General features: G+C 70.3%; 9 protein-coding genes and 1 riboswitch. All 9 genes read left to right on the top strand.

What is annotated here, in order from left to right:
* The coding region (locus B9S61_RS35075) for a group II intron maturase-specific domain-containing protein (protein ID WP_258039757.1) at positions 1-664 on the top strand (664 nt) is incomplete at its 5' end.
* A gap of 107 nt (positions 665-771) precedes the next feature.
* Positions 772-2,055: a cytochrome P450 gene (locus B9S61_RS35070; RefSeq protein WP_103545780.1), complete on the top strand. Its 1,284-nt coding sequence runs from the start codon at positions 772-774 to the stop codon at positions 2,053-2,055.
* 197 nt (positions 2,056-2,252) lie between these two features.
* The gene (locus B9S61_RS35065; protein WP_103545779.1) at positions 2,253-3,212 is read left to right on the top strand and encodes a transglycosylase family protein; all 960 of its coding nucleotides are present in this window, start codon (positions 2,253-2,255) and stop codon (positions 3,210-3,212) included.
* Between the two features lie 238 nt (positions 3,213-3,450).
* Positions 3,451-3,620, top strand: a riboswitch (cyclic di-AMP (ydaO/yuaA leader).
* Positions 3,621-3,624: 4 nt separating this feature from the next.
* Entirely contained in the window at positions 3,625-4,350 is a 726-nt protein-coding gene (locus B9S61_RS35060) for a transglycosylase family protein (RefSeq protein WP_103545778.1), read from the top strand.
* Between the two features lie 270 nt (positions 4,351-4,620).
* Entirely contained in the window at positions 4,621-5,910 is a 1,290-nt protein-coding gene (gene eno, locus B9S61_RS35055) for a phosphopyruvate hydratase (protein ID WP_103545781.1), read from the top strand.
* Positions 5,911-6,065: 155 nt separating this feature from the next.
* Positions 6,066-6,578 (top strand): septum formation initiator family protein, encoded by a 513-nt coding sequence (locus B9S61_RS35050; RefSeq protein WP_103545777.1) that lies wholly within the window; start codon positions 6,066-6,068, stop codon positions 6,576-6,578.
* 32 nt (positions 6,579-6,610) lie between these two features.
* On the top strand, positions 6,611-7,144 hold the full coding sequence (locus tag B9S61_RS35045) for a DUF501 domain-containing protein (protein WP_103545776.1): 534 nt from the start codon (positions 6,611-6,613) through the stop codon (positions 7,142-7,144).
* Complete coding sequence (locus tag B9S61_RS35040; protein WP_103545775.1) at positions 7,141-8,082, top strand: Ppx/GppA phosphatase family protein; 942 nt, start codon at positions 7,141-7,143, stop codon at positions 8,080-8,082. Before B9S61_RS35045 ends, B9S61_RS35040 begins: the two co-directional genes overlap by 4 nt.
* Before the next feature lie 456 nt (positions 8,083-8,538).
* The gene (locus B9S61_RS35035; protein ID WP_103545774.1) at positions 8,539-9,930 is read left to right on the top strand and encodes an NAD(P)/FAD-dependent oxidoreductase; all 1,392 of its coding nucleotides are present in this window, start codon (positions 8,539-8,541) and stop codon (positions 9,928-9,930) included.
* The last annotated feature ends 454 nt before the right edge of the window (positions 9,931-10,384 follow it).

Here is a 10,384-nt window from a genome sequence, read left to right as displayed (position 1 = left end):
CGGGACGCCTCAGGGCGGGGTGATCTCGCCTTTGCTGGCCAACGTCTACCTGCACGTTCTGGACTCCGGGCTATCGCGGCGCGGAGTGGGTGAGCTGGTGCGGTACGCGGACGACGGCGTCGTCCTGTGCCGTTCGGAACGCCAGGCCAGGGCTGCTCTTGACGCGGTCGGGGAGATCCTGACTTCGCTGGGGCTGCGACTGCACCCGGACAAGACGAAGATTGTTGACCTCAGAGAGGGCCGGGAAGGACTCGACTTCCTCGGCTGCCACTTCAGAGCACGCTTCTCGGGCAGGTCGTGGGAGAAGTACGGGACCGTCCGCTTCTACCTGCACCGCTGGCCCTCGAAAGCGGCGATGAAGAGACTCCGGGACAAGGTCCGGGAACGGACCGACCGCCGTCGGACTGGAATGGATATTCGGGACGTGATTGCGGACCTGAATCCGATCCTGCGCGGCTGGGGTAACTACTTCAGAACCGGGAACGCCGCTGACAAGTTCCAGACCGCTGATCGATATGTCGTATGGCGGCTCCACAGATTGATGGCCAAGAAGCGCGGCCGCAATCTGAGGTCAGGCCAGCGGGCGGAATGGACTGAGGAGTGGTTCAACGGGCATGGCCTGTATCGGCTGGGTGGCACGATTCGCTATCCGAAGGCTGCGTAACCATGTCAAGAAGATCATCGGTAAGCCGTGTGCGGGAAAACCGCACGCACGGATTGAAAGGGGGATGGGGAAACGGGTCCGCGAGGACACCGCGCCCCTGACTACCAATGCATGACCAGCCCGCCCCTCCCGCCCCGCCGGGGCCCGTTCCCCCACTGTTCAGCTGGGAGTTCGCCGCCGATCCGTACCCCGCCTACGCCTGGCTGCGCGAGCACGCGCCCGTGCACCGGACCCGGCTGCCCAGCGGGGTGGAGGCCTGGCTGGTCACGCGGTACGCCGACGCCCGGCAGACCCTCGCCGACCACCGGCTGTCCAAGAACCCCGCGCACCACGACGAACCCGCCCACGCCAAGGGCAGGACCGGTATCCCCGGTGAGCGCCAGGCGGACCTGATGACCCATCTGCTGAACATCGACCCGCCGGACCACACCCGGCTGCGGCGGCTGGTCAGCAAGGCGTTCACCCCGCGCCGGGTCGCCGAGTTCGCCCCCCGGGTGCAGGAGCTCACGGACGGGCTCATCGACCGGTTCGCGGCAGACGGCTCGGCCGACCTCATCCACGACTTCGCCTTCCCCCTCCCCATCTACGCCATCTGCGATCTGCTCGGCGTCCCGCGGGAGGACCAGGACGACTTCCGGGACTGGGCGGGCATGATGATCCGTCACGGCGGAGGGCCGCGCGGCGGAGTCGCCCGGTCCGTGAAGAAGATGCGGGGCTACCTCGCCGAGCTCATCCACCGCAAGCGCGAGGCACTGCCCGCCGAGCCGGCCGTCGGCGAGGACCTCATCTCCGGTCTCATCCGCGCCTCCGACCACGGTGAGCACCTCACCGAGAACGAGGCCGCCGCCATGGCGTTCATCCTGCTGTTCGCCGGCTTCGAGACGACCGTCAACCTGATCGGCAACGGCACCTACGCGCTGCTCACCCATCCCGGGCAGCGCGAGCGTCTGCAGCGTGCCCTCGCGGCGGGCGACCGCGGGCTGTTGGAGACCGGCGTGGAGGAACTCCTGCGCTACGACGGCCCGGTGGAGCTCGCCACCTGGCGGTTCGCCACAGAGCCGGTCACCATCGGCGGACAGCGCATCGCCGCCGGTGACCCGGTGCTCGTCGTACTCGCCGCCGCGGACCGGGATCCGGACCGGTTCGACGGCCCGGACGTCCTCGATCTCGGCCGGCGCGACAACCAGCATCTGGGATACGGCCACGGCATCCACTACTGCCTGGGCGCCCCGCTGGCCCGCCTCGAAGGGCAGGCCGCGCTCGCCACGCTGCTGACCCGTCTGCCGGACCTGCGACTCGCGGCGGATCCGGCCGAACTCCGGTGGCGCGGCGGGCTCATCATGCGAGGACTGCGCACGCTCCCGGTGGAATTCACGCCTCCGCGAAAATGACGGATCAGTCGCTGCTTTCCGTGCCCCCGCGCCGATCAACGCAAGCATGACACGCCCTCAACTCTGTGATCTTCACGTGATCTGTGCGGCATGAACTTGTGACAAATGATCGACTGCCGATACCTTCACCCATCAAGTGCGGTGGCCAGGGCTTCACTCGCCGCGCTGGTCGATGCTGTCTGCGAAAGGTCTTCCGCATGCTCTCCGGGAACGGTCGACACCGTCGCCCCCGCCAGGCTCCGGCGCTTCTCGTCGCCGCTGGAGTGACCGGATCCGCCATCGCGATCCCGCTCCTCGGGGCCGGCAGCGCCGGCGCGGCCGACGGTTTGAACTGGGACCGGGTCGCCGAGTGCGAGAGCGGTGGCTCGTGGAGCCAGAACTCCGGCAACGGCTTCTACGGCGGACTGCAGTTGACCCAGGCGGACTGGGAGGAGTACGGCGGCCTGGACTACGCGTCGAGCCCCGACCAGGCCAGCCGCGGCCAGCAGATATCCGTGGCCGAGAAGATCCTCGCGGACCAGGGGGTCGGCGCATGGCGCACCTGCGGCCTGCTCGCGGGCCTGGGTCAGGAGTCACCCGCCGCGGAGGCCTCCGGCTCCACGGGCTCGTCCGCGTCGCCGGGCTCCGGCGCCGCGTCGTCGACGCCGTCTCCGTCGGCCACCTCCGACCCGTCGTCCGCTGCGGGCGCCGGGGAGAGGACCCTGGCCGACACGGTGGGCGAATCGGCCGATCCCGGCGGAACGGCTGATTCCGGCACCGGTTCGGGCCGGGGCGAGAGCGACGGTGCGACGACGGCCCCCGGCGCCTCTCCCTCCGCCGCGGCCGGCTCCGGAACCGACGAGTCGGACAAGGCGGGACGGACCGACGGGTCCTCGGCGGCCACGGGCGCCGAAGACGCCGGCGGCGGCCGTCACCGCGGCGCCGGCGCCGAGGAGGGCAAGGGACGGGACCGTACGTCCGACGCGTCCGGCCGGCACGCCTCGCGCGGCATCAACGCCTGGGGCGGCACGGTCGCCGGCTCCTCCACGGCGCCCGAGGGGGACGCCGCCGCCTCCGTTCCCGACTCCCTTGCGGTCGGCGGCGGACGGGGCGTGCTCCACGCGGTGGACGGCCAGCTCGTCGGTGGCGGCCCGGACCTCGTTCTGCCCGGTCAGTAGCTCACGGCCGGTTCCGTGGCGAGCGGGAGGCGGCGTCCGAAGGTGTCTGTGCGCGGCGGCAGTTGGCGTCGCGATTCGAGCTGAATGTCCGATTTAAAGACTGTGAGAGATAGGTCTCAGAAGCCGTGATCGTCTTTGATATTCCGCGGATCGCGTGTCTACGGTCGTGACCGCTCGCCATCGCGGGCCCCGGCTGCCGCCACGCCGAATCCTGCCAGTGGCAGCACGGGAACAGTCGTCGCGTCATGCGCCGTAGGCAGGAGCGGGGGACCCAAGGTAGGCGCCGGATCCGGGCAGTTGACGCCGGATACGGCTTGGGGTGAAGCCGCGTCCCGGGAGGGGCGCGGCCGGGCAACTCAACCGGCCCGAACCCGACAGCTCACCTCGTAGGCGTCGGTGAGGGGATCCATCCATGCTGTTTTCCGGCAAGGGCAAGCACCGTCGTCCGTCCAAGGCCACCCGCGCCATCGCCGTCGCCGGCGTCGCGTCCGCCGCCGTCGCCGCTCCGCTGATGGCGGCAGGCAGTGCCTCCGCCGCCACCGCCTCCGAGTGGGACACCGTCGCCCAGTGCGAGTCCGGCGGCAACTGGTCCATCAACACCGGCAACGGTTACTACGGCGGTCTGCAGTTCTCCGCCTCCACCTGGGCCGGCTTCGGCGGCACCAAGTACGCCTCCACCGCCGACCAGGCGACCAAGGCCCAGCAGATCGAGATCGCCGAGAAGGTCCTGGCGGGCCAGGGCAAGGGTGCCTGGCCGGTCTGCGGCAAGGGTCTGTCCGGCGCCGGCTACACCGGCCCCTCGGCCGGGGACTCCTCGCAGGACTCCGGTTCCGGCGAGACCCGCGAGAGCGAGCAGAAGGCCTCCCGCTCCGCGGACCGTCCGGCCGCCGAGCCGAAGGCCGAGAAGAAGGCCGAGAAGAAGGCCGAGCGCAAGGCCGACAAGACCGTCACCACCCCGACCGGCAAGAAGGTCGAGAAGGGCGACGGCGAGTACGAGGTCGTCACGGGCGACACGCTCAGCTCGATCGCCGAGGAGCACGACGTCAAGGGCGGCTGGGCCAAGGTGTTCGAGCTCAACGACGACATCGTCCAGGACGCCGACCTCATCTACCCGGGCCAGCAGCTGCATCTGAAGTAAGCAGGGCAGCCCGCAAGGCCCCCTCCCCGCCCCCCACGGGCACCCCGCTCCGGTGCGTCTTCCCCCGTACGCACCGGAGCGGGGCTTTTTTCGGGCGCTTTCCGGTCACGGTTCACCGAAAGGTTTTTGTTCCGTGCGGAAACAATCTACTCTCGGTTCTGTCCACGGGACGGTCGGCCGCCTGCCGATCGCCCCGAGCCGGTTAGGCTCGGACCCGCAGGACCCACCGCGGTCCCGCTCACCCGCGTCACATCCATGAAGGAGATGCTCGTGCCGTCCATCGACGTCGTCGTAGCCCGGGAAATCCTGGACTCCCGAGGCAACCCCACGGTCGAGGTCGAGGTCGGCCTCGACGACGGCAGCACGGGTCGTGCCGCCGTCCCGTCCGGCGCCTCCACCGGCGCCTTCGAGGCCATCGAACTCCGTGACGGCGATGCGGGCCGTTACCTGGGCAAGGGCGTCGAGAAGGCCGTACTGGCCGTCATCGAGCAGATCGGCCCGGAGCTCGTCGGCTACGACGCCACCGAGCAGCGCCTGATCGACCAGGCCATGTTCGACCTGGACGCCACCGACAACAAGGGCTCGCTGGGCGCCAACGCCATCCTCGGCGTCTCGCTCGCCGTCGCCCACGCCGCCTCCGAGGCCTCGGACCTGCCGCTCTTCCGCTACCTGGGCGGCCCGAACGCGCACCTGCTGCCGGTGCCGATGATGAACATCCTGAACGGCGGCTCGCACGCCGACTCCAACGTGGACATCCAGGAGTTCATGATCGCCCCGATCGGCGCGGAGTCCTTCTCCGAGGCCCTGCGCTGGGGCGCCGAGGTCTACCACACCCTGAAGAAGGTCCTGAAGAGCAAGGGCCTGGCCACCGGCCTGGGTGACGAGGGCGGCTTCGCGCCGAACCTCGGCTCCAACCGCGAGGCCCTCGACCTCATCCTCGAGGCGGTCAAGGAAGCCGGCTACACCCCCGGCGAGCAGATCGCCCTCGCGCTCGACGTCGCCGCCTCCGAGTTCTACAAGGACGGCGTCTACACCTTCGAGGGCAAGGAGCGCTCCGCGGCCGAGATGACCGAGTACTACGCCGAGCTCGTCGAGGCGTACCCGCTCGTCTCCATCGAGGACCCGCTGTTCGAGGACGACTGGGAGGGCTGGAAGGCCCTCACCGGCAAGCTCGGGGACAAGGTCCAGATCGTCGGCGACGACCTGTTCGTCACCAACCCGGAGCGTCTGGCCCGCGGCATCGACGAGGACGCCGCCAACGCCCTGCTGGTCAAGGTCAACCAGATCGGCTCGCTGACCGAGACCCTGGACGCCGTCGAGCTGGCCCAGCGCAACGGCTTCAAGTGCATGATGTCCCACCGCTCCGGCGAGACCGAGGACGTCACCATCGCCGACCTCGCCGTCGCCACCAACTGCGGCCAGATCAAGACCGGCGCCCCGGCCCGCTCCGAGCGCGTCGCCAAGTACAACCAGCTGCTGCGCATCGAGGAGATCCTCGACGACGCCGCGGTGTACGCCGGCCGCAGCGCGTTCCCGCGGTTTCGCTCCGCGAACCAGTAGGTACAGCGCTCCGCGAACCAGTAGGTACAGCAAGGGCTGAGCCGTCGAGGCTGAGCACCGCTTCCGTAGGCAGCGTCGTACGTACGTCCCCGTACCCGGTCCCGTACCGTGTGCGGGGACGTACGCGCGTATAAAGGCGAACCGGAGGCGGGAACATGGCGGTCAAGGACCGGGACCGTTTCTCCACCGCGACCAGGATCCGGCTGATCGGTGAGCAGACCGCGGCCCGGGTCTACCGCTCGCAGACCCGGCGTCAGGCCCGCCGCTCCCGGCTGACCGGCCGGGCGGCGCTGCTCGCCCTGGTGGTCTGCTCGCTGGTCGTGGCCCTCGCCTACCCCATGCGGCAGTACGTCTCCCAGCGGGCGGACATCGCCGACCTCCAGCAGGAGCAGGACGAGACCCGCCGGCGGGTCGAACGGCTGCGCGACATGAAGGCGCGCTGGCAGGACGACGCGTACGCCGAGCAGGAGATCCGCCGGCGGCTGCACTACGTCATGCCCGGCGAGACCGGCTACATCGTCGTCGACCCGGGTACGGCCAGGAAGTCCCGTACGGATCTCGAGGCCGCCGACCGCCCCTGGTACGCGAACGTCTGGGACGGCGTCGACAAGGCCGACGCCGCCGACACGGTGGACGCCGCCGACCGGGCCGGCACCGCCGGCCAGTGACCCCTTACCGAAAGCCGCAGAAAAGAACAGGTATGGAAACCCCTCCGCCCACGACACCCCGCACCGAGCCCACCGACGCGGACGTCGAGGCCTTCAAGCAGCAGCTCGGGCGGCCCCCGCGCGGGCTGCGCGCCATCGCCCACCGCTGCCCCTGCGGACAGCCGGACGTCGTGGAGACCGCGCCGAGGCTGCCCGACGGCACCCCCTTCCCGACGCTGTACTACCTGACGTGCCCGAAGGCGAACTCCGCGATCGGCACGCTGGAGGCGAACGGCGTGATGAAGGAGATGACGGAGCGGCTGGCCACCGATCCGGAGCTGGCGGCCGCGTACCGCGCGGCGCACGAGGACTACGTCCGGCGACGCGACGAGATCGAGGAGCTGAAGAACTTCCCGAGCGCGGGCGGCATGCCGGACCGGGTGAAGTGCCTGCACGTGCTGGTCGCCCACTCGCTGGCCGCGGGCCCCGGGGTGAACCCGCTGGGCGACGAGGCGCTGGCGATGCTGCCGGAGTGGTGGCGCAAGGGAACCTGCGTGACACCTCCCGCGAAGGAGGAGGACCGATGACCAGGGTCGCCGCCGTCGACTGCGGTACGAACTCGATCCGGCTGCTGGTGGCCGACGCCGACCCGGTGACGGGCGAACTCACCGACCTGGAGCGGCGGATGACGATCGTGCGGCTCGGCCAGGGGGTCGACCGCACGGGCCGGCTGGCGCCCGAGGCGCTGGAGCGGACCTTCGCCGCCTGCCGCGAGTACGCGGAGCTGATCAAGGAGCACGGTGCGGAGCGCCTGCGCTTCGTCGCGACGTCCGCGTCACGTGACGCGGAGAACCGCGACGTGTTCGTCCGCGGGGTCCTGGACATCCTGGGCGTGGAGCCCGAGGTCGTCACCGGCGACCAGGAGGCCGAGCTCTCCTTCACCGGTGCCACCAGGGAACTGACCGGGCGGACCGATCTGCGCCGCCCCTTCCTGGTGGTGGACATCGGCGGCGGCTCGACCGAGTTCGTCGTCGGCGACGACCACGTACGCGCCGCCCGCTCCGTGGACGTGGGCTGCGTGCGGATGACCGAGCGGCACCTGGTGCGGGACGGGGCCGTCTCCGACCCGCCCACCGGGGAGCAGATCGCGGCGATGCGCGCGGACATCGAGGCCGCGCTCGACCGGGCCGGGGAGACGGTCCCACTGCGTGAGGCGCACACCCTGGTCGGACTGGCCGGCTCCGTCACGACCGTGTCGGCGATCGCCCAGGACCTCCCCGCGTACGACTCCGAGGCCATCCACCACTCACGCGTCTCCGTCGAGCGGGTCCGCGAGATCTCCGCGTGGCTCCTGCGCTCCACCCACGCCGAGCGCGCGGCGGTGCCCTCCATGCATCCGGGCCGGGTCGACGTGATCGGCGCCGGGGCGCTGGTCCTTCTCGCGGTCATGGAGCGGATCGGCGCGCAGGAGGTCGTGGTGTCGGAGCACGACATCCTCGATGGCATCGCCTGGTCCGTGGCCTGACTCTCCTTTCTTACTGGTGGGTAGCACTCCGCTGAGCAGTGGGTATAGCGTTTGAGCAGTGCTCGGGGGGGCCTTGCGGGCCCCCTCGGGCGCCCCTCGGGAGGGGCCCGCCGGGAAAGTTCGTGAAGTTCTTCACAAGGAATTGGCCCCGGTAGAACGAAGAAGTGGGTCGTGTTGACCCGTTCGAGGCCTCAACACCTCTTTGAACGCGTTCAGAAGGGGGGTGTGGAGGGGGTCGCCGGCGACGGTCGCACGAGTCCGCCGGCCGGTCTCACACCGGCCGGAAATCGACAGAGAGGCAGCTCACGCGGCATTGACAACGCCTCGGACCGGGTCCCGGTTCCCATCCGGCAGTGTGATGTGGATCAAGAAACGCGGGATGGTAGCACAGGGCCTGCCGAAGCTTGTGAAGGGGCGCACGAGGTACCCCCCCTGAGCGGGTGGATACTCGATGGCATGAGCACCACGGAGCGTCCCAGGATCCTCGTAGTAGGCGGTGGGTACGTAGGCCTGTACGCAGCTCGGCGCATCCAGAAGAAGATGCGTTACGGCGAGGCGACCGTCACCGTCGTCGACCCGCGGTCGTACATGACCTACCAGCCCTTCCTCCCCGAAACCGCCGCCGGCAACATCTCCCCCCGGCATGTCGTCGTCCCGCTGCGACGCGTGCTGCCCAAGGCGGAGGTCCTCACCGGCCGGGTCACCACCATCGACCAGGACCGCAAGGTGGCCACGATCGCGCCGCTGGTCGGCGAGGCGTACGAGCTGCCCTTCGACTATCTGGTGATCGCGATGGGCGCGGTCTCCCGTACCTTCCCGATCCCCGGCCTCGCCGAGCAGGGCATCGGCATGAAGGGCGTCGAGGAGGCCATCGGCCTGCGCAACCACGTTCTCGAGCAGCTCGACAAGGCCGACTCCACCACGGACGAGGAGATCCGGCGCAAGGCGCTCACCTTCGTCTTCGTGGGCGGTGGCTTCGCCGGTGCGGAGACCATCGGTGAGGTCGAGGACATGGCCCGGGACGCGGCCAAGTACTACAAGACGGTGTCCCGCGAGGACATGCGCTTCATCCTGGTCGACGCCGCTGACAAGATCCTCCCCGAGGTGGGTCCCAAGCTCGGCGCCTACGGCAAGGAACACCTCGAGAGCCGCGGTGTCGAGGTCTACCTGTCCACGTCGATGGACTCCTGCGTCGACGGTCACGTGGTGCTGAAGAACGGCCTCGAGGTCGACTCCCACACCATCGTGTGGACGGCGGGCGTCAAGCCCAACCCGGCGCTGTCCCGCTTCGGACTGCCGCTGGGTCCGCGCGGTCACGTCGACACCCAGCCGACCCTCCAGGTCACCGGCACCGACTACATCTGGGCCGCGGGCGACAACGCCCAGGTTCCGGACCTCGTGGGCCGCAAGGCCGGCAACGAGAACGCCTGGTGCCCGCCGAACGCCCAGCACGCGCTGCGCCAGGCCAAGGTCCTCGGCGACAACGTGATCTCCGGTATGCGGGGCTTCCCGCAGAAGGAGTACAGCCACGCCAACAAGGGCGCGGTGGCGGGCCTCGGCCTGCACAAGGGCGTCGCGATGATCGTCGTCGGCAAGGTGAAGATCAAGCTGAAGGGCCGTCTCGCCTGGTACATGCACCGCACGTACCACGGCATGGCGATGCCGACCTTCAACCGCAAGATCCGCGTCTTCGCCGACTGGACCCTCAGCATGTTCCTCAAGCGCGAGGTCGTGTCCCTGGGCGCGATCGAGTCCCCGCGCGAGGAGTTCTACGAGGCCGCGAAGCCCGCGCCGGCGCCCGCGGCGGCGAAGCAGGAACCGAAGAAGGCCGAGGCCAACGCCTCTTGACCGCCGGTCACTGAACCGCCCGAGGGGGCCGTCCGCCATCCGTGGTGCGGGCGGCCCCCTCGGCGTTCCCGAGGACCGCGCCGGACGCCCGCCCGGCCCGGCGGGGTGAGACGCACCGGCCCCTGGGCGGCGACCCGGACCCGGGTCCTGGCCCCGTCTCCCGGCCCCGGTTCGCGGCCCCGCCTTCCGGCCCCGCGTTCCGGCCCCGGTTCGCGGCCCCGCGTTCCGGCCCCGCCTTCCGGCCCCGGATCGCGGACCGCCTTCCGGACCAGCCTCCCGGACCCGGATCGCGGACCCGCCTCCCGATCCCGATCCCGATCCCGGACCCGGATCAGGCCATCCGCCCGCTGGATCGAAGCACCCCCTCTGGCGCTGTGCCCGGCCCGTGGATTCCGCCCACCTGCCCGCCCGGCTCGGCGGATCGGGGGATGGGGACACGCCCTCGCCCCCGGGG

Origin of the sequence: Streptomyces sp. SM1 (genome assembly GCF_002910825.1) — a bacterium.
Classification (GTDB): domain Bacteria; phylum Actinomycetota; class Actinomycetes; order Streptomycetales; family Streptomycetaceae; genus Streptomyces; species Streptomyces okerensis.
Note: the sequence above shows the minus strand (reverse complement) of the source record. Positions and strands in the feature narration are given on the sequence as shown.

What these genes read in the sequence shown, in the direction of transcription:
- B9S61_RS35065 (WP_103545779.1), top strand. Translation starts at nt 2,253, where the DNA reads ATGCTCTCCGGGAACGGTCGACACCGTCGCCCCCGCCAGGCTCCGGCG.
- B9S61_RS35050 (WP_103545777.1), top strand. Translation starts at nt 6,066, where the DNA reads ATGGCGGTCAAGGACCGGGACCGTTTCTCCACCGCGACCAGGATCCGG.
- B9S61_RS35070 (WP_103545780.1), top strand. Translation starts at nt 772, where the DNA reads ATGCATGACCAGCCCGCCCCTCCCGCCCCGCCGGGGCCCGTTCCCCCA.
- B9S61_RS35045 (WP_103545776.1), top strand. Translation starts at nt 6,611, where the DNA reads ATGGAAACCCCTCCGCCCACGACACCCCGCACCGAGCCCACCGACGCG.
- B9S61_RS35040 (WP_103545775.1), top strand. Translation starts at nt 7,141, where the DNA reads ATGACCAGGGTCGCCGCCGTCGACTGCGGTACGAACTCGATCCGGCTG.
- B9S61_RS35035 (WP_103545774.1), top strand. Translation starts at nt 8,539, where the DNA reads ATGAGCACCACGGAGCGTCCCAGGATCCTCGTAGTAGGCGGTGGGTAC.
- B9S61_RS35060 (WP_103545778.1), top strand. Translation starts at nt 3,625, where the DNA reads ATGCTGTTTTCCGGCAAGGGCAAGCACCGTCGTCCGTCCAAGGCCACC.